This is a genomic window from Buttiauxella selenatireducens, from assembly GCF_031432975.1.
GTDB lineage: Bacteria > Pseudomonadota > Gammaproteobacteria > Enterobacterales > Enterobacteriaceae > Buttiauxella > Buttiauxella selenatireducens.
In genome coordinates this window covers 1,531,878-1,550,323 of the sequence record NZ_CP133838.1, presented here as the reverse complement: position 1 = coordinate 1,550,323, position 18,446 = coordinate 1,531,878, and the positions used below count along the sequence as shown (strand labels likewise).

Genomic DNA, 18,446 nt, shown 5'->3' with positions numbered 1-18,446 from the left:
TTTTATATCGCTAATGTTTCGAATGATGCAATTCTCCAGGCATATTCGCCAGCGACCCCACCATCAACAAATCTGAAAAACGGGTGGTATATCGTGGTGACAGCATTTCCCTTTTCATCTGCCACGGTTGTTGGATGCCTTGTCCTGCAAAGTAAAGCGTCCCTTTTCCCCTTTTCTTATTAATGCCGTCCATCGCCTGCATTAGCGCCTCACTATTCAGTCGTGGCGAGTTCTCATCAAAGAGATTGAGTTGAGCCACACCCTGGCTAAAAAAGTCGCCGAGCATCACTCCGGCTTTTTGATAGTGGTGCCCATCTCTCCAGATAGCACACAGGCAACGCATTGCAGCGCTGATAATGTCTCGGGAGTCCTGCGTCGGTGTCAGGAGTTTCACCATTGCCTGGTTGCCATAGTAAGGCTCATTCACACAGAAAGGTGATGTTTTGACGAATACGGAAATATGGCGGCAATACTGATGCTCAGCTCTAAGCTTTTCTGCGGCACGCACCGCATAGCTGCATACAGCCTGCCGCATGTGCTCATACTCTGTAAGACGCTCCCCAAATGAGCGAGAACAGATGATTTCCTGTTTCGTCGGCACAAACTCTTCAAATCCCAGACAAGATTCACCACGCAGCTCACGCACCGTGCGTTCGAGCACCACGCTGAAGTGCTTACGTATAAAACGCGTATCAGTATCTGCAAGTTGCAGCGTGGTTTTGATCCCCATCGCATCAAGCTTTTTACTGATACGCCGACCAATACCCCACACTTCACTCACCGGGAAATAAGCCATCAGCTTGCGTTGTTTTTCGATGTTCGAAAGGTCAACCACACCGCCTGTTTGCTGCGGCCATTTTTTAGCGGCGTGATTAGCGAGCTTCGCTAACGTTTTGGTTTGAGCTACCCCGACTCCCACCGTTAAATGTGTTCGCAGCAAAAGAGTTGCGCAAATTTCCCGTCCTAAATCCTCCAGATTGCGGCAATGACGCACACCAGAAAAATCACAGAATGCCTCGTCAATAGAGTACTTCTCAACGCGAGGGCATATTTCTTCCAGTGTTGTCATCACGCGGTGCGACATATCGGCGTACAGCTCGTAATTACTGCTGAAAGCGATAACACCATGATAGCGGAAGAGATCTTTCTGCTTGAAGTAAGGGCCGCCCATTTTGACCCCACATCTCTTAGCCTCAGCATTGCAGGCGACCACGCATCCATCGTTGTTACTTAAAACGACCACCGGCCTGCCTTTCAGATCTGGTCTGAAAATGGTTTCGCAGCTGGCGTAAAATGAATTTACATCTACCAGGGCGAACATAACTGGCTCGTCGATTTCACGATGTAAGTGACCACACCAAATACCTCTAGCGCCTCATCAGGAGCAAGGGATATAGATTTATAAGCACAATTGAGTGGCTTTAATTGAATGGTGGGTCTGGTTTGCAATTGCCTGACGATGAATTCACCGTTAACTGGCGCAATCACAATATCGCCATGCGCTGCCGTTCTGGCACTGTCGACGACCAGTAAATCGCCATGACCAATTCCCCCTTCAATCATCGAATCATCAGACGCGCGGACGAAATAGGTCGCGGTGGGATGCTTAACCAGCAGTTGATGAAGATCGATGCTTTGCTCTGCATAGTCCTGAGCCGGTGATGGAAATGCTCCCATATTCATGATCCTGGTTCAATTAATAACTGTATATATATACAGTATCGTTAAATAAACATCCCGATCAAGCCGCTTGCAGGAAGATTCTTATAACGATTTGAAGTGGCGGAAAATTTAGTTGGCAGGAATACACATGTTAATGAGTGGAGCTAATCGCGGGTCAAATTTGTTCTACCGATTCAGCCTTCACCGTTCTATGCTTATCTGATGGAGAAAATAGCTGAACTAAAACGTACCAAGCGCCTTGCGCTTTCTTTACTGTTGATTGCTGCTGTAACGTTTGTGACCACCCTCTTTTTGCCACCTAACTTCTGGGTTAGCGGCTTAAAAGCGATTGCTGAAGCCGCGATGGTGGGGGCTCTCGCGGACTGGTTTGCCATTGTGGCGCTGTTTCGTCGCGTACCCATTCCGTTTATTTCTCGCCATACGGCGATTATTCCGCGTAATAAAGACAGGATCGGCGAAAATCTTGGCATCTTTGTGCAAGAGAAGTTTCTCGATACTCAATCCCTGATTGCCCTGATTCGTCGCCACGAGCCGGCACACATGATTGGCCAATGGTTCAGCAAACCCGACAATGCTCAGCGGGTTGGTCAGCATCTACTGCAGGTGATGAGCGCTTTTTTGGATATGACCGACGATGCGCGGATCCAGCGCTTGATCCGCCAGGCCGTGCATAAGGCCATTGATAAAGTCGATTTGACGCATTCAAGCGCCCTGCTGCTGGAAAGTCTGACGAAAAATAACCGCCATCAGGAACTGCTCGATTCAGTTATCGCCCAAATGATCACGCTGATTAAACGTGAAAACACGCGTGCTTTTATTGCCCGCCAGATTGTGCGTTGGCTGGAAACAGAGCATCCGCGCAAAGCCAAAATGCTGCCAACAGAGTGGCTGGGGGAACACAGTGCGGAATGGGTTTCCAGTGCGGTAAATTCATTTTTAGATGACGTCAGCCACGACCAGGGGCATCAGATCCGGCAGGCGTTTGATCGAGCGACGTTAAAGCTCATCGAGAATCTTAAACACTCGCCGCAAATGGCTGAAAAAGCTGACAGCATTAAAAATTATTTAAAAGAAGATGAGGCATTCAATCGCTATCTGGGTGAACTGTGGGGAGATTTACGGCAATGGCTGAAAACAGACGTTAACTCTAATGACTCACGCTTGAAACAGCGTATTGCAGAAGCAGGGCTTTGGTTGGGGGAAACGTTAGTTGCTGACAGCGCGCTGCGCGCTTCACTGAATGAGCATCTGGAGCAAGCCGTGCAAAAAATGGCACCAGAGTTCGCCACATTCCTCACTCACCACATTAGCGATACGGTCAAAAGTTGGGATGCACAAGATATGTCGCGGCAAATTGAACTGAATATTGGTAAGGATTTACAGTTTATCCGCATTAACGGCACGCTGGTTGGGGGCTCCATCGGGCTGGTGTTGTACCTGCTATCACAGATACCTGCGGCGCTATCGTTACTGAATCTATGAAGATGAGTTAAAACTGGCGGGAATATTCTTGAGGGAAGAATAAAGCAACGCCCGCATAAGCGGGCGTCAGGAAATCAATGGTGTTGTTTCGGTTGGTCGTTATGACCGACTTTTGAGAAGACGTTAAAGACTTCACCCAATCCATAGATAAGACCGAGGATCACCGCCATTACGATTGGCACCATGACCACGGCAAACACCAAGCTTTTCAATAACTCTAACATGGATGCCTCCAACAAAAGTGAGAACGAGTATTCTAACGACCTGACAGAAAAACGCACTCTCCTTTTGTGCGATTTGCCCAACCCCTCGCAATAGGTGAAAATGACTTTTTTACTATTGCGGAGAGGTTATGCAAGCTGAAATTTTACTGACGCTGAAACTCCAGCAGCGGCTGTTCGCCGATCCACGTCGTATCGCGCTACTTAAACAAATACAACATACCGGCTCAATTAGCCAGGGCGCAAAACTCGCAGGTATTAGCTACAAAAGTGCCTGGGATGCCATCAATGAGATGAATCAGTTAAGCGACGAGACCTTGGTTGAGCGGGCGACGGGCGGCAAAGGCGGCGGCGGTGCGGTGATTACGCGCTATGGCGAACGCCTGATTCAGCTGTATGAATTGCTCGCGCAAATCCAACAAAAAGCTTTCGATGTGCTGCGTGATGACGCACTGCCACTTGATAGCCTTCTCGCCGCTATCTCCCGTTTTTCGCTGCAAACGAGCGCCCGTAACCAACTTTTCGGCACAATTCTGCATCGCGATAGTGAACAAGTACAACAGCACGTTGATATTCTACTGGCTGATGGCACCACACGTCTGCGTGCAGCGATTACGCGCCAAAGTGCCGAACGTCTGGGGCTAAGCGAAGGCAAAGAAGTACTGGTGCTAATTAAAGCGCCATGGGTGGAAATTACCACTGACGCCCAACGCGCCAGCGGCGCAGACAACCAGCTCACCGGCACTATCACCAATATTCAACAAGATGCCGAACAAAGTGAAGTTCTGGTGCAACTGCCCGACGGACAAACGCTGTGTGCAACGGTTCCTAATCACGTGGTAGAAACCCAGAAACTGGTAGAAGGTGCTGAAGCCATAGCATTTTTTAATGCCGATCGCGTGATTATCGCCACTCTGTGCTAAATCCGTCCGGTGAATTGACAACGAAGTGTGCAATCCGTAAATCTGAAACTTATCACTGCAAAACATGGGATAAAACATGTCTGTGTTGCACATCTCGCAAGGTATATTTCACCTAAGCGACATCCGAACTCTAAACCTTAATAATTTAACCATTAACGCCGGTGAAAGCTGGGCGTTTGTGGGTGCGAACGGCAGCGGAAAATCCGCGCTTGCCCGCGCACTCGCAGGATCTCTTCATCTGCAAAAAGGTGAACTCCAATGCACGTTTACACGCGTTGCCCACCTTTCATTTGAGCAACTGCAAAAGTTAGTCAGCGATGAATGGCAGCGTAATAACACCGATTTATTGAGCCCTGACGAAGACGATACTGGCCGCACTACAGCGGAAATCATTCAGGAAGAAGTCAAAGATGCAGCCCGTTGTCAGCAATTAGCTGAGCTTTTTGGTATCACACCCTTATTAACCCGCCGCTTTAAATACCTTTCAACGGGTGAAACTCGCAAAGCACTGCTCTGTCAGGCGCTTATGCCACAGCCTGATTTGCTCATTTTTGATGAGCCGTTTGACGGGTTGGATGTGAAATCTCGTGAGCAACTCGCCAGGTTATTGGGCGAGCTGAGCGCGCAGGGTTACACCGTGATATTGGTGCTTAACCGCTTCGATGAAATTCCGGACTTTGTACAACACGCAGGCGTGCTGGCCGATTGCGCGCTGATTGAAGTCGGCGAGAAACAAACATTGCTCGAGCAGGCGCTGATTGCACAACTGGCCCACAGCGAAAAACTGGCGGGCGTTGCGCTACCTGAAGCCGACGACCCAAGTGCGCGCTATACACTTCCAGAAAACCAGCCGCGTATCATTCTGCGCGATGGTGTCGTGGAATATAATGACCGCCCTATTCTGCATAAGCTCTCCTGGACGGTAAATCCCGGCGAGCACTGGCAAATCGTGGGTCCAAACGGCGCGGGTAAATCGACATTACTCAGCCTGGTTACTGGCGATCATCCGCAAGGCTATAGCAACGATCTGACGCTATTTGGCCGTCGTCGTGGCAGCGGCGAAACCATTTGGGATATCAAAAAGCATATCGGTTACGTGAGCAGTAATTTGCATCTGGATTACCGCGTCAGCACCACGGTACGAAACGTGGTTCTTTCCGGCTATTTTGACTCGATTGGAATTTATCAGGCCGTATCTGACCGCCAGCAAAAACTGGCTGGCCACTGGCTGAACATGCTTGGTATGGACAACGCCATCGCCGATGCGCCGTTCCACAGCCTTTCATGGGGCCAACAACGTCTCGCGCTTATTGCACGTGCATTGGTTAAACACCCAACCCTGCTGATTCTGGATGAACCGCTGCAAGGTCTGGATCCGCTGAATCGCCAGCTAGTACGCCGCTTCATTGATATTTTGATTGGCGAAGGAGAAACCCAGTTACTGTTTGTCTCTCACCACGCTGAAGATGCGCCGGAGTGCATCACTAAGCGACTGACCTTCGTCGCCGATGGCGAGAAGTATCGCTATCAGATTGAAGACGTGTCGCCTGCACGATAACCCCCCTTCCTGACAAGGCGGAGAGCGGTTTCGCTTATCCGCCCTAATTTCAGACAACCCGCAGCATCATGGTAGTGACCCTTTGTTTTATAATCATTTTCTCCGAAGGGGATTGTGTTTAAAACATTAGTGTAAGCGATTCCACTAATTTAGCGCATGTCACACTTTTGACATCTCTGTTATGCTATGTTTATTACATACCATACGCGTAATGGAGCGAAAAATGAGAGTATTGGTAACAGGTGGTAGCGGTTACATTGGCAGTCATACCTGCGTGCAACTGCTACAAAATGGCCACGATGTCGTCATTCTGGATAATTTGTGCAACAGCAAGCGTAGCGTTCTGCCAGTGATTGAACGTCTGGGTGGTAAGCATCCTCTGTTCATCGATGGCGATATTCGCGATGAAGCGCTGCTGGCTGAAATTTTCCACGATCACCAGATTGATGCCGTGATTCATTTTGCCGGGCTGAAAGCCGTTGGCGAATCGGTTAGCAAACCGCTGGAATACTACGACAACAACGTGACCGGCACATTGCGTCTGATTTCCGCCATGCGCGCAGCCAATGTCACCAACTTCATCTTCAGTTCCTCCGCGACCGTTTATGGCGACCAGCCGCAAATCCCTTACGTGGAAAGCTTCCCAACCGGCACACCGGCAAGCCCTTATGGCCGCAGTAAGTTAATGGTTGAACAGATTCTGGCTGACCTGCAAAAAGCCCAGCCGAACTGGAGCGTGGCCCTGCTGCGTTACTTCAACCCGGTGGGTGCGCATCCATCAGGGGATATGGGTGAAGATCCGCAAGGCATTCCAAACAACCTGATGCCTTACATCGCGCAGGTTGCCGTTGGGCGTCGTGATTCACTGGCCGTCTTTGGTAACGATTATCCAACCGAAGACGGTACCGGCGTGCGCGACTATATTCACGTGATGGATCTCGCCGATGGCCACGTTGCAGCAATGCAAACGCTGCAAGGTAAACCGGGCGTGCATATTTACAACCTCGGCGCCGGTATCGGCAGCAGCGTGCTGGACGTGATCAACGCCTTCAGCACCGCTTGCGGTAAACCGGTGAATTATCACTTCGCGCCGCGTCGTGATGGTGACCTTCCCGCTTATTGGGCTGATGCCACCAAAGCCGATCAAGAACTTAACTGGCGTGTCAGCCGGACTCTGCAAGAAATGGCAGATGATACCTGGCGCTGGCAGTCTCGCCATCCTCAAGGTTATCCAGACTAAGGAAATGTGATGGAGCAGTTTAACCCGGTGGATCATCCACATCGCCGCTATAACCCACTGACCGGACAATGGATTCTGGTGTCCCCGCATCGCGCTAAGCGCCCATGGCAAGGGGCGCAGGAAACGCCATCAAATGAAACATTACCCGATCATGATCCGGATTGTTTCTTGTGTCCTGGCAATACGCGTGTCACCGGCGATAAAAATCCGCAATATACCGGCACATTTGTTTTTACTAATGATTTTGCTGCATTGATGACGGATACCCCCGATGCACCAGAAAGCAGCGATCCGCTATTACGTTGTGAAAGCGCACGCGGCACCAGCCGGGTTATCTGTTTCTCACCAGATCACAGTAAAACATTGCCACAGCTTTCAGTGACTGCGCTGGAAGAAGTGGTGAAAACCTGGCAAGAACAGACAGCGGATTTAGGGAAAACCTATCCGTGGGTTCAGGTTTTCGAGAATAAGGGTGCGGCTATGGGCTGCTCCAACCCGCATCCCCACGGCCAGGTTTGGGCAAATAGCTTCCTGCCAAATGAAGTGGCGCGTGAAGATGTGTTGCAACGCGAATACTTTGCCAAAAATGGCTCGCCGATACTGGTCGATTACGCACAGCGCGAGTTGAAAGACGGTAGCCGTACGGTGGTCGAAACGGAACACTGGATTGCCGTGGTGCCTTATTGGGCCGCCTGGCCGTTCGAAACCTTGCTGCTGCCAAAAACGCATATCCTGCGCATCACCGACTTAAGTGCCGAACAAAGCAGTGATTTAGCGCTCGCGCTGAAAAAACTGACCAGCCGTTACGACAACCTTTTCCAGTGCTCCTTCCCCTATTCCATGGGCTGGCACGGCGCTCCGTTTAACGGCGAGGAAAATGGCCACTGGCAGTTGCATGCTCACTTCTATCCACCGCTGCTGCGTAGCGCAACAGTGCGTAAATTTATGGTCGGCTACGAAATGCTGGCTGAAACCCAACGTGATTTAACCGCAGAGCAAGCCGCAGAACGCTTGCGTGCCGTTTCCGATATCCACTTTCGCCAATCCGGAGAATAAAAAATGAGTCTGAAAGATAATACCCAACACATCTTCGCCGAAAAATTTGGTTATCCGGCGACCCATGCGATTCAGGCTCCAGGCCGCGTTAACCTGATTGGCGAACACACCGATTATAACGACGGTTTTGTGCTGCCTTGTGCGATCGACTACCAAACCGTCATCAGTTGTGCAAAACGTGACGACCGCATGGTGCGCGTGATCGCAGCCGATTACGACAACCAAACCGATGAGTTTTCTCTCGATAAACCGATTCTGAGCCATGACACGCAACAGTGGTCCAACTATGTTCGCGGTGTGGTTAAACATCTACAAAAGCGTGATAAAAACTTTGGCGGCGCTGATTTGGTGATCAGCGGTAACGTGCCACAAGGCGCGGGACTTAGCTCATCGGCTTCACTTGAAGTGGCTGTAGGTACGGTGTTCCAGAAGCTTTATCACCTGTCACTTGATGGTTCACAAATTGCGTTAAATGGCCAGGAAGCAGAGAACCAGTTTGTTGGCTGTAACTGTGGGATCATGGATCAACTGATCTCCGCGTTAGGCAAAAAAGATCACGCGCTGCTGATCGATTGCCGCACGCTTGGCACCAAAGCGGTTTCAATGCCAAAAGGCGTGGCCGTTGTCATCATTAACAGTAATTTCAAACGCACGCTGGTGGGCAGCGAATACAACACCCGCCGCCAGCAATGCGAAACCGGCGCGCGCTTCTTTACTCAGAAAGCGCTGCGTGATGTGGAACTGTCCAAATTCAACGCCGTGGCTCATGAACTTGACCCTATCGTCGCTAAGCGTGTGCGCCACGTACTGACCGAGAATATCCGCACCGTTGAAGCCGCTGATGCACTGGCAAAAGGCGATCTTCACCGTATGGGCGAGCTAATGGCTGAATCTCACGCTTCTATGCGCGACGATTTCGAAATTACCGTACCGCAAATCGACACGTTAGTTGAAATCGTCAAAGCCACTATCGGCGATAAAGGCGGTGTGCGTATGACCGGCGGCGGTTTCGGTGGCTGTATTGTTGCGCTGATCCCGGAAGATTTGGTTCCAGCGGTGCAGCAAGCCGTCGCAAAACAGTACGAAGCGAAAACGGGCATCAAAGAAACCTTCTATGTCTGCAAAGCTTCGGAGGGCGCGGGTCAATGCTAAAAGAAACGCCACAGCTCGCTCCTGACGGGCAACCATTCCGCATCTCCACCCTGCGCAATAGTGCGGGATTAGTGGTCTCGGTCATGGACTGGGGCGCGACTTTGCTGTCGTGTCGTGTGCCGATGAAAGACGGTTCCGTGCGCGAAACGTTGCTCGGCTGTGAAACACCGGAAGATTATTTGAATCAGTCGGCTTATCTGGGAGCAACGGTTGGGCGCTATGCCAACAGGATTGCAAACAGCACGTTTAGCCGCGATGGCGTAACCGTTAGCGTGACGGCTAACCAGGGCGCACATCAGCTACATGGTGGGCCTGACGGCTTCGACAAACGTCGCTGGCGTATTGTGCGCCAGAACGAACACGAAGTGCTGTATACCCTGGATTCCCAGGATGGCGACCAGGGTTATCCCGGCGAGTTACGTGCAACGGCACGCTATGCGCTCACCGAAGATAACTGCATCACCGTTGAGTTTCGCGCCAAAACCAGCAAAGCGTGCCCGGTGAATCTGACCAACCATGCCTACTTCAACCTTGATGGTCAGCAAAACGATATTCGTCAGCATCGCCTGCAACTTCTGGCTGATAGCTATTTGCCCGTCGACAGCAATGGCATTCCGCAGGCTGGGCTTAAAGATGTGGAAGGCACCAGTTTTGATTTCCGCACGGTGAAAACCATCGCTGATGATTTCCTGAGTGATAACGATCAGGTGCTGGTGAAAGGTTACGATCATGCGTTCTTATTGCAGGCACAGGGCGATGCCAGCCAACCGGCAGCACACCTATGGTCGAGCGATAATAAACTGCAAATGACGGTCTACACGACTGCGCCTGCATTACAGTTTTACAGCGGTAATTATCTGGATGGGACGCCTGCTCGGGAGCAAGGGACTTACCACGCGTATCAAGGTCTGGCGCTGGAAAGCGAGTTCCTGCCTGACAGCCCAAATCATCCGGAATGGCCACAACCCGATTGTTGGTTACAGCCTAATGAAGAATATCTGAGTATTACGGAATACGAATTCATTCCGCTATAAGTTCCCCACCCTCCCCCTGGGAGGGTGATTCTTCTTCGAATCGCTGGATTTCCCGCCATTTAGCGACAAAAATATAACAACCGTTCACATCCAACTTACACTCCGCACTCTTTTTCGCTATGTTAAACGATTAGCATTGCCGCTCGCCCCTTTGCGGCAATATAATGATAATCGTTATCATTAATCGCAGGCTTATTAAGGAGTAAACTATGGCTGTTACTAAGCTGGTTCTGGTTCGTCACGGTGAAAGCCAGTGGAACAACGAAAACCGTTTCACCGGTTGGTATGACGTTGATCTGTCTGAGAAAGGTGAATCTGAAGCGAAAGCGGCAGGTAAATTACTGAAAGACGAAGGCTACTCCTTCGACTTTGCTTACACTTCTGTGCTGAAACGTGCCATCCATACACTGTGGAACATCCTCGATGAACTGGACCAGGCCTGGCTGCCGGTTGAAAAATCCTGGAAGCTCAATGAGCGTCACTACGGTGCATTGCAGGGTCTGAACAAAGCAGAAACCGCAGAAAAATACGGTGATGAGCAAGTTAAACAATGGCGTCGTGGCTTTGCGATCACGCCTCCAGAGCTGACTCGTGATGACGAACGTTTCCCAGGTCATGACCCACGTTATGCAAGCCTGACCGATAAAGAGTTGCCGGTAACTGAAAGCCTGGCACTGACTATCGATCGCGTTATTCCTTACTGGAACGAATCCATTCTGCCACGCATGAAAAGCGGCGAGCGCGTCATTGTTGCGGCTCACGGTAACTCCCTGCGTGCGCTGGTGAAATTCCTTGATAACCTGAGCGAAGAAGAAATTCTTGAGCTGAATATCCCAACTGGCGTGCCATTGGTGTATGAGTTCGACGAGAACTTCAAACCGCTGAAGCGCTACTATCTGGGTAATGCTGATGAAATCGCAGCAAAAGCCGCTGCGGTAGCAAACCAGGGTAAAGCGAAGTAATTCATAAGATGTGAAAAAGGCGTGGTAAAAACCACGCCTTTTTTTATGGCACCACGCGCAGATTACCCGCGACGAGCTTTAACCGCATCCGCCAACTGGCGCAACACAGTTTCAGTGTCTTCCCAACCGATACATGCATCGGTAACACTCTTGCCATAAACCAACGGCTCGCCGCTTTCCAGGCTCTGATTGCCTTCAACCAGGTGACTTTCAATCATCACGCCGGTAATGGCTTTATCGCCACCCGAGATTTGCTGGCAAACATCGGCACAGACTTCAATTTGCTTTTTGAACTGCTTGCTGCTGTTGGCATGGCTGAAGTCGATCATGACCTGTGCAGGCAGCCCCGCTTTTTGCAGATCGGTTTTAACCTGAGCAACGTGTGCTGCACTGTAGTTTGGCTCTTTACCGCCACGCAGAATGATATGGCAGTCGCCATTACCGCTGGTGTTAACGATGGCCGAGTGTCCCCATTTGGTCACAGACAGGAAGCAGTGTGGCGCACCCGCAGCGTTGATTGCGTCAATCGCCACTTTCATTGTGCCATCTGTGCCATTTTTGAAACCAACCGGACATGACAAACCTGATGCCAGTTCACGGTGAACCTGAGATTCTGTAGTACGTGCACCAATGGCACCCCAGCTCATCAAGTCCGCCAGATACTGCGGGGTAATCATATCTAAGAACTCGCCCGCAGCCGGAAGGCCGGAGTCGTTGATATCTAACAACAGCTTACGTGCAATGCGCAGGCCATCGTTAATTTGGAAGCTGTTATCCATTTGAGGATCGTTGATAAGGCCTTTCCAGCCCACCGTCGTGCGTGGTTTTTCGAAGTAAACACGCATAACAATTTCCAGCTCGTCTTGCAGTTCTTCACGCAGTGTCAGCAAGCGTGCGCCATACTCTTTCGCCGCTTTGACGTCGTGAATTGAGCAAGGGCCGATGACAACCAGCAGACGATCATCATTTCCTTTCAGAATTTTATGAATCGCTTTGCGAGCGCCAGCTACCGTTGCGGCTGCATTTTCAGTGGCAGGGAATTTTTCGAGCAGCGCTACTGGAGGCAGAAGTTCGTTGATTTCTTTGATGCGTAAGTCGTCGTTCTGATAATTCATGATATTTCCGGGAATGGCCTTTAGATTTAGCTTAGTTGCAATCCCTTCAATCTATCGCTTCAAGCCTGAAGTGTAAACGGGCTTTTACACTTCAGGCGGAATATTCCTGGAAATGACCTAAAAGCGGTCAATAAATGGTAAAAACTCGGTTTGCCACTACAATTTTTAATTGTAAACACTAGAAAGTTGCAATTTAGCAAAATTGTATTCTGATTAGATACTCACTGTCGGCAAGTATCGCCGATAGAAATAATTTAATCAGAATAAAACCCATGCACTGTTGGAAGAAGTTATCCAGCAATAACGACCATAACAGGGGCATCATAATGAACAAATTAACGACTTTATTCCTGACAGCAACACTCACCCTTGCCAGCGGTGCAGCTTTGTCTGCCGAGACAAGCGGCATGAATAACGGCCAGGCGAATGCAAGCGCTGAAGCAGGCCAGGTCGCGCCTGATGCGAATCAGAACATCGCGCCCAAAGGTGTTGATAACAGCAATATCAACGACGGCGGTACTATGCTCCATCCCAATGGCTCAACCAGCAATAGCGGTATGACCCACGATGGCATGACCAAAGATGAAATTCATAAAAATTCGATGTGTAAAGACGGTAAGTGTCCGGACACCAACCAAAAAGTTGAAACCGGTAGCGGCGATGACGTGAATACCAAAGTGGATGGAACGTCACAGTAAAATCATCCCGGTAAAAAACCAGGGGAGCTTAGGCTCTCCTTTTTTATGAGTTTTATTCAATAAGTTAAACAGCTTTAGTGGTTATAATTAGCACATTGTTGCTTATTAAAAACAGAGAAACCATGGCGCATTCACATCAACATTCCTCAGAGAATTCCAACTCCAAACGCCTGTTCCTGGCGTTTATTGTCACGGCGCTATTTATGGTGGCAGAAGTCATCGGAGGGGTGATTTCAGGGTCGCTTGCCTTACTTGCTGATGCCGGGCATATGTTGACTGATGCAGCAGCGTTGTTGGTCGCGTTAATGGCGGTGCAGTTTGCTCGTCGACCACCTAATGCCCGCCATACTTTCGGCTGGCTCCGGTTGACCACACTTGCAGCCTTCGTGAATGCCATTGCTCTGGTAGTGATTACGGTTTTGATTGTCTGGGAAGCGATCGTGCGTTTTTATCACCCGCAGCCTATCGCTGGTTGGACGATGCTGATCATTGCGTTTGCAGGGTTACTGGCAAATCTGTTTTCGTTCTGGATTTTGCATCGCGGAAATGAAGAAAAAAATATCAACGTGCGTGCTGCGGCTCTGCACGTGCTAGGGGATTTGCTAGGTTCAGTGGGTGCCATCGTCGCGGCGCTCATTATTTTGTGGACAGGCTGGACACCTATTGACCCTATTCTTTCAATTCTGGTTTCATGTCTGGTGTTACGCAGCGCGTGGAATTTACTCAAAGAGAGCGTGAATGAACTTCTCGAAGGCGCGCCTAACGCCATTGATATTGCCGTTTTGCAACGCAAACTGATTAGAACGATTCCTGAAGTCCGCAACGTACACCACGTGCATATCTGGCTGGTGGGCGAGAAACCACTAATGACACTGCATGTTCAGGTCGTGCCACCGCACGATCACGACGCTCTGCTAGAACGCATCCACCATTTTCTAAAAGATGAATATCAGATTGAACATGCCACAGTGCAAATGGAATATCAGCTTTGCCACGGCCAGGATTGTGATTTAAATGAGCATGACCACCACGATCATGCTCATCACCATCACTGATTAAGACAAGGCGCGTGAGCCACGCTCACGCGCACTGTTGATCCACATGCGACTACCGTTGAGCGCAATAAACGTGAGAATCAAATATTCGAGTGACATTGCGTAGACGCCCTGTAAGGCAAAAATCACCACGCTGATAACGTTAACGATAACCCACAGCAACCAGTTTTCGACGTATTTGCGAGTCATCAATATCATCGCCACAATCGACAACACCATCATGCAGGAGTCCCAGAACGGGAAGGCATCGGGTTGAAGCTCCGGCATCGTCACATTCAGGCCCAGTGCCTGCATCACGGAAACAGCTGCCCGGGTCAGAAACGCAAAGACGGGATCGATAAACACGGTCATCAACCCAATCGCACCCACGCAGATTGCAATCCAGGCAAATGCTTTGGGCAAAGGTAACCAACGAATATGGAGTGCGACCTGATTGTCGCTCGTCTGCCTTGACCATGCATACCAACCGTAAATATTGGCCACAAAGAAAAACAGCTGGAGCAATAGGCTCGCATAAAGCTGGATTTGGAAGAAAATAATCGCAAATAACGTAACGTTGATTAAACCAAACGCGTAATTACTGATTTTTTCTAAACTCGCCAACCAGATACACAGTAAACCCGCCAGGGTACCAATCGCTTCAATCCACGATAAATCATATCCACCAGTCCCGATGGGTATGTGTACCAAAATGTTCTGTGTGCTTAAAAAATCCATATTCGCTCCTGAACGTATACCCAACATAACGGGGATAAAATACTTACGCGTTACCCTTAATATTACGTCGCAACTCGGCTGCAAAATCGAGCATTCGATTTAAAGGCACCAGCGCGCCCTCACGCAGCGTAGCATCAACATGAATCTCATGCTCCTCTCCGCCCTGCTCCAGTCCCTCAGCGATAGCTTTAAGGCCGTTCATCGCCATCCACGGACAATGAGCACAGGTGCGGCAAGTGGCACCTTCGCCCGCCGTCGGTGCTTCAAACAATTCTTTATCCGGACACGCCTGCTGCATCTTGTAGAAAATGCCGCGATCGGTCGCCACAATCAGTTGTTTGTTCGGCAACGTTTGCGCCGCTGCAATCAGCTGGCTGGTTGAACCGACAGCATCTGCCAAATCTACTACGGCTTGCGGCGATTCAGGGTGTACCAGAACTGCGGCATCCGGATAGAGCGCTTTCATGCGCGTTAACGCCTGAGTTTTAAATTCGTCATGCACAATACATGCGCCCTGCCAGCACAATACATCTGCGCCTGTTTGCTTTTGTACATAGCTGCCAAGGTGCTTATCAGGCGCCCAAATGATTTTCTCGCCAAGACTGTCGAGATGTTCAATTAATTCAACCGCAATACTGGAAGTCACAACCCAATCAGCGCGCGCTTTTACCGCTGCAGAAGTATTAGCATAGACGACCACCGTGCGGTCGGGGTGTTGATCGCAGAAGGCGTTAAATTCTTCAATTGGGCAACCGAGATCCAAAGAACATTCTGCGTGCAGAGTGGGCATCAGAATGGTTTTTTCCGGGCTCAGGATTTTCGCCGTTTCTCCCATGAAGCGAACCCCTGCCACCAACAGCGTGGTTGCAGGATGATTTGCCCCAAAGCGTGCCATCTCGAGGGAATCAGAGATACAGCCACCCGTCTCTTCTGCCAGAGCCTGGATTTCAGGGTCGGTATAGTAGTGAGCCACCATCACAGCATTCCGCTCTTTCAGTAGACGCTTGATTTTCTCGCGATAAAATTGCTTTTCGTCCGAGCTCAAAGGCTGTGGCTTAGGTGGGAATGGATAAATCGCTGTTTCTGGATCGAACATTACGCTCATAGTGCTTTCTCGTTTGACTGACTTAACCAAATTAGCACTTTTCTGATGAAGACCGACCAGAAACGGCTAAGGTTGTTTTGTATGCTAAACAAGATAGCGAATTATGACTGGATTGTCGTGAGGAATTTAATTTCAATACTGAATGACAGATAGCAAAAAGGCGCCTTTAGGGCGCCTTTCTACATTGGTGGGTCGTGCAGGATGATTCGGCCTTTGGCCTCACCCTTCGGGTCGTTGCTTTGCAACGCTGTGTCGCTTGCGCTCCACTCGAACCTGCTGCAGGTTCAAACCCTTCACGATTAACTTACTGCATTCCACTTTTAAAGTGGTGGGTCGTGCAGGATTCGAACCTGCGACCAATTGATTAAAAGTCAACTGCTCTACCAACTGAGCTAACGACCCGAATGGTGGGTGATGACGGGCTCGAACCGCCGACCCCCTCCGTGTAAAGGAGGTGCTCTACCAACTGAGCTAATCACCCAAACTTCGGTACTACTTTAAAAAGTGGTGGGTCGTGCAGGATGATTCGGCCTTTGGCCTCACCCTTCGGGTCGTTGTTTTGCAACGCTGTGTCGCTTACGCTCCACTCGAACCTGCTGCAGGTTCAAACCCTTCACGATTCACTTACTGCATTCCACTTTAAAAGTGGTGGGTCGTGCAGGATTCGAACCTGCGACCAATTGATTAAAAGTCAACTGCTCTACCAACTGAGCTAACGACCCGCTGTGCGGTTTACTGCTTCTTCATACACTGACTGCATTGAAATTGGTGGGGCGTGCAGGATTCGAACCTGCGACCAATTGATTAAAAGTCAACTGCTCTACCAACTGAGCTAACGCCCCGCAATGCGGTTTACTGCTTCGAAATTGGTGGGTCGTGCAGGATTCGAACCTGCGACCAATTGATTAAAAGTCAACTGCTCTACCAACTGAGCTAACGACCCAATTTCGAGTCACTTCGGGTTTGTTTGATATCCCTTGGCAACGGCGGCATATATTACTGATTTAAGATTTTGACGCAACAAGAATTTCGATCAAGATCACCTAATGGCTCGCGCTTTGTCCGGCTTGACCAGAAAAGCAGCGATATCTGGTCAGGCCGCACACACTACATCGCATTCAGACGTTTTTGTGCCTGCTTTGCGCCATCGGTATTTGGGAACTGTTTGATCACTTGTTGATAGACAGCTTTCGCTTTGGCGGTATCGCCTTTGTCTTGCATGATCACACCGACTTTAAACATTGCATCTGGAGCTTTAGGCGATTTCGGGTAATTTTTCACCACGGAGGCAAAATAAAACGCCGCATCATCCTTTTTACCTTTGTTGTAATTCAACTGACCGAGCCAGTAATTGGCATTTGGCTGATAGGTTGAATCCGGGTACTGCTTAATGAAACTTTGAAATGCTGCGATGGCTTCGTCCTGGCGGGACTTATCCTGCACCATGGCAATAGCCGCATTGTAGTCACTGTTAGCGTCACCACCCTGCGCAGGGGCAGCTGCTGCCGGTGCGCTAGCCGCCGCACCAGCATCCGGTGCAGCGGTAGTTGCTGCACCTTGATCAGCGGCGCCCGCTGCTTGCCCTGCCGCAGCACCACTTCCGAGACTGTCAATCTGCAATAAAATTTGCTTCTGACGCTCAACAACTTGATTCAATTGGTATTGGCTTTCCTGAATTTGGCCACGCAGGGAATCAATATCATTTTGGTTATCAGAGAGTTGCTGCTGGAGTTGGGTTAAAAGTTGACTGTGAGCGTTAGAAATACGCTCGAGTTGAGTGACACGGTCTTCGACCGAGCCTGAGCCGACACTACTGATTGGCGCCTGAGCAGTAGCGGCCCAAGGGGCCGCTATGCCAACCAGTAACGACAGACTCAACAAGTGATGTCTGAGGTTACTGTTCATGCTGTTCTCTTAGTAAACCAGTACGGCACGACGGTTTTTAGCGTAAGCCGCTTCGTCATGACCCAGAACTGCTGGTTTTTCTTTACCGTAAGAAACGATGGAGATCTGGTCTGCAGAAACGCCTTTACCTTGCAGGTACATCTTAACAGCGCTAGCACGACGCTCACCCAGGGAGATGTTGTATTCCGGGGTACCACGTTCGTCCGCATGACCTTCTACGGTCACTTTGTAAGATGGGTTGCTACGCAGGAAGTTTGCGTGTGCATCCAGCATTGCAGCAAATTCAGAGCTCACATCATATTTGTCCAGACCGAAGTATACGATGTTGTTCTGTTGCAGTTGTTGCATCTGCAGGCGAGCCTGTTCTTCAGATGACATGTTGCCATTGCTACCGTTAGCGTCCATACCAGTGCCGGCGCCCAGCATACCTTCGCCGCTCTCGTTGTTGGCGCTCTTGTTAGAACTACACGCAGCGATTGCCATTACAGGCAGTGCCAGCATCAGCCCTTTCAGCACTTTGTTCAGTTGCATTTCTTTGAT

The 18,446-nt window shown here is 49.9% G+C and carries 18 protein-coding genes, 5 tRNA genes and 2 other RNA genes; 10 read left to right on the top strand and 15 right to left on the bottom strand.

Annotation, left to right across the window (positions count from 1 at the left end):
• Window positions 1-10: 10 nt before the first annotated feature.
• Window positions 11-1,321 carry a Y-family DNA polymerase gene (locus tag RHD99_RS07220; RefSeq protein ID WP_309878139.1) on the bottom strand — a complete coding sequence of 437 codons (1,311 nt, stop codon included), beginning with the start codon at window positions 1,319-1,321 and terminating at the stop codon, window positions 11-13.
• A complete protein-coding gene (umuD, locus tag RHD99_RS07215; RefSeq protein WP_309878138.1) occupies window positions 1,306-1,677 on the bottom strand; it encodes a translesion error-prone DNA polymerase V autoproteolytic subunit in 372 nt (123 codons plus the stop codon). Before umuD ends, RHD99_RS07220 begins: the two co-directional genes overlap by 16 nt.
• 207 nt (window positions 1,678-1,884) lie before the next feature.
• Between umuD and RHD99_RS07210 the strand changes: the two genes are divergently transcribed.
• The gene (locus RHD99_RS07210; RefSeq protein WP_309878137.1) at window positions 1,885-3,165 is read left to right on the top strand and encodes a DUF445 domain-containing protein; all 1,281 of its coding nucleotides are present in this window, start codon (window positions 1,885-1,887) and stop codon (window positions 3,163-3,165) included.
• A 74-nt stretch (window positions 3,166-3,239) separates the two neighbouring features.
• Here the strand turns inward: RHD99_RS07210 and RHD99_RS07205 are convergent, their stop codons facing one another.
• Entirely contained in the window at window positions 3,240-3,389 is a 150-nt protein-coding gene (locus RHD99_RS07205) for an AcrZ family multidrug efflux pump-associated protein (protein ID WP_064544922.1), read from the bottom strand.
• A gap of 128 nt (window positions 3,390-3,517) precedes the next feature.
• Between RHD99_RS07205 and modE the strand changes: the two genes are divergently transcribed.
• The 7 genes from modE to gpmA all read left to right on the top strand — a co-directional run bounded on the left by modE (window position 3,518) and on the right by gpmA (window position 11,311).
• Window positions 3,518-4,309 carry a molybdenum-dependent transcriptional regulator gene (gene modE, locus RHD99_RS07200; RefSeq protein ID WP_309878135.1) on the top strand — a complete coding sequence of 264 codons (792 nt, stop codon included), beginning with the start codon at window positions 3,518-3,520 and terminating at the stop codon, window positions 4,307-4,309.
• A 76-nt stretch (window positions 4,310-4,385) separates the two neighbouring features.
• On the top strand, window positions 4,386-5,867 hold the full coding sequence (gene modF, locus RHD99_RS07195) for a molybdate ABC transporter ATP-binding protein ModF (RefSeq protein ID WP_309878134.1): 1,482 nt from the start codon (window positions 4,386-4,388) through the stop codon (window positions 5,865-5,867).
• A 223-nt stretch (window positions 5,868-6,090) separates the two neighbouring features.
• Entirely contained in the window at window positions 6,091-7,107 is a 1,017-nt protein-coding gene (gene galE / locus RHD99_RS07190) for a UDP-glucose 4-epimerase GalE (protein ID WP_183269972.1), read from the top strand.
• Window positions 7,108-7,116: 9 nt separating this feature from the next.
• Window positions 7,117-8,163 (top strand): galactose-1-phosphate uridylyltransferase, encoded by a 1,047-nt coding sequence (galT, locus tag RHD99_RS07185; protein WP_309878132.1) that lies wholly within the window; start codon window positions 7,117-7,119, stop codon window positions 8,161-8,163.
• Between the two features lie 3 nt (window positions 8,164-8,166).
• The gene (galK, locus tag RHD99_RS07180) at window positions 8,167-9,315 is read left to right on the top strand and encodes a galactokinase (RefSeq protein ID WP_183269974.1); all 1,149 of its coding nucleotides are present in this window, start codon (window positions 8,167-8,169) and stop codon (window positions 9,313-9,315) included.
• Window positions 9,309-10,349 (top strand): galactose-1-epimerase, encoded by a 1,041-nt coding sequence (gene galM / locus RHD99_RS07175; protein ID WP_309878130.1) that lies wholly within the window; start codon window positions 9,309-9,311, stop codon window positions 10,347-10,349. The genes galK and galM overlap by 7 nt, the downstream gene beginning before the upstream one ends.
• Window positions 10,350-10,558: 209 nt before the next feature.
• Window positions 10,559-11,311, top strand: a complete 753-nt coding sequence (gene gpmA / locus RHD99_RS07170; RefSeq protein WP_183269976.1) for a 2,3-diphosphoglycerate-dependent phosphoglycerate mutase — start codon at window positions 10,559-10,561, stop codon at window positions 11,309-11,311.
• Between the two features lie 62 nt (window positions 11,312-11,373).
• On the opposite strand, the gene aroG is transcribed toward gpmA, so the two are convergent.
• Window positions 11,374-12,426, bottom strand: coding sequence for a 3-deoxy-7-phosphoheptulonate synthase AroG (aroG, locus tag RHD99_RS07165; protein WP_183269977.1), 1,053 nt, complete (start codon window positions 12,424-12,426; stop codon window positions 11,374-11,376).
• 320 nt (window positions 12,427-12,746) lie between these two features.
• Here aroG and RHD99_RS07160 point away from each other — a divergent pair, with 320 nt between their 5' ends.
• Both RHD99_RS07160 and zitB read left to right on the top strand, forming a co-directional pair.
• A complete protein-coding gene (locus tag RHD99_RS07160) occupies window positions 12,747-13,124 on the top strand; it encodes a YbgS-like family protein (protein WP_309879099.1) in 378 nt (125 codons plus the stop codon).
• Window positions 13,125-13,246: 122 nt separating this feature from the next.
• On the top strand, window positions 13,247-14,179 hold the full coding sequence (gene zitB / locus RHD99_RS07155; RefSeq protein WP_309878128.1) for a CDF family zinc transporter ZitB: 933 nt from the start codon (window positions 13,247-13,249) through the stop codon (window positions 14,177-14,179).
• Here the strand turns inward: zitB and pnuC are convergent, their stop codons facing one another.
• From pnuC to pal, 11 genes are all read right to left on the bottom strand, one after another.
• Window positions 14,180-14,896, bottom strand: a complete 717-nt coding sequence (pnuC, locus tag RHD99_RS07150; RefSeq protein ID WP_309878127.1) for a nicotinamide riboside transporter PnuC — start codon at window positions 14,894-14,896, stop codon at window positions 14,180-14,182.
• Between the two features lie 43 nt (window positions 14,897-14,939).
• Window positions 14,940-16,001: a quinolinate synthase NadA gene (gene nadA / locus RHD99_RS07145; protein WP_309878126.1), complete on the bottom strand. Its 1,062-nt coding sequence runs from the start codon at window positions 15,999-16,001 to the stop codon at window positions 14,940-14,942.
• A gap of 185 nt (window positions 16,002-16,186) precedes the next feature.
• A non-coding RNA gene (locus RHD99_RS07140) (RtT sRNA) lies at window positions 16,187-16,312 on the bottom strand.
• Window positions 16,313-16,327: 15 nt separating this feature from the next.
• Window positions 16,328-16,403, bottom strand: a tRNA-Lys gene (locus RHD99_RS07135).
• A 3-nt stretch (window positions 16,404-16,406) separates the two neighbouring features.
• Window positions 16,407-16,482 (bottom strand) — tRNA-Val (locus RHD99_RS07130).
• Window positions 16,483-16,506: 24 nt separating this feature from the next.
• A non-coding RNA gene (locus RHD99_RS07125) (RtT sRNA) lies at window positions 16,507-16,632 on the bottom strand.
• A 15-nt stretch (window positions 16,633-16,647) separates the two neighbouring features.
• Window positions 16,648-16,723: transfer RNA gene (locus tag RHD99_RS07120), tRNA-Lys, on the bottom strand.
• A gap of 44 nt (window positions 16,724-16,767) precedes the next feature.
• A tRNA-Lys gene (locus tag RHD99_RS07115) sits at window positions 16,768-16,843 on the bottom strand.
• 25 nt (window positions 16,844-16,868) lie between these two features.
• A tRNA-Lys gene (locus tag RHD99_RS07110) sits at window positions 16,869-16,944 on the bottom strand.
• A gap of 164 nt (window positions 16,945-17,108) precedes the next feature.
• On the bottom strand, window positions 17,109-17,906 hold the full coding sequence (cpoB, locus tag RHD99_RS07105; RefSeq protein WP_309878125.1) for a cell division protein CpoB: 798 nt from the start codon (window positions 17,904-17,906) through the stop codon (window positions 17,109-17,111).
• A 9-nt stretch (window positions 17,907-17,915) separates the two neighbouring features.
• Window positions 17,916-18,437, bottom strand: a complete 522-nt coding sequence (gene pal, locus RHD99_RS07100; protein ID WP_064544887.1) for a peptidoglycan-associated lipoprotein Pal — start codon at window positions 18,435-18,437, stop codon at window positions 17,916-17,918.
• Window positions 18,438-18,446 lie beyond the last annotated feature (9 nt).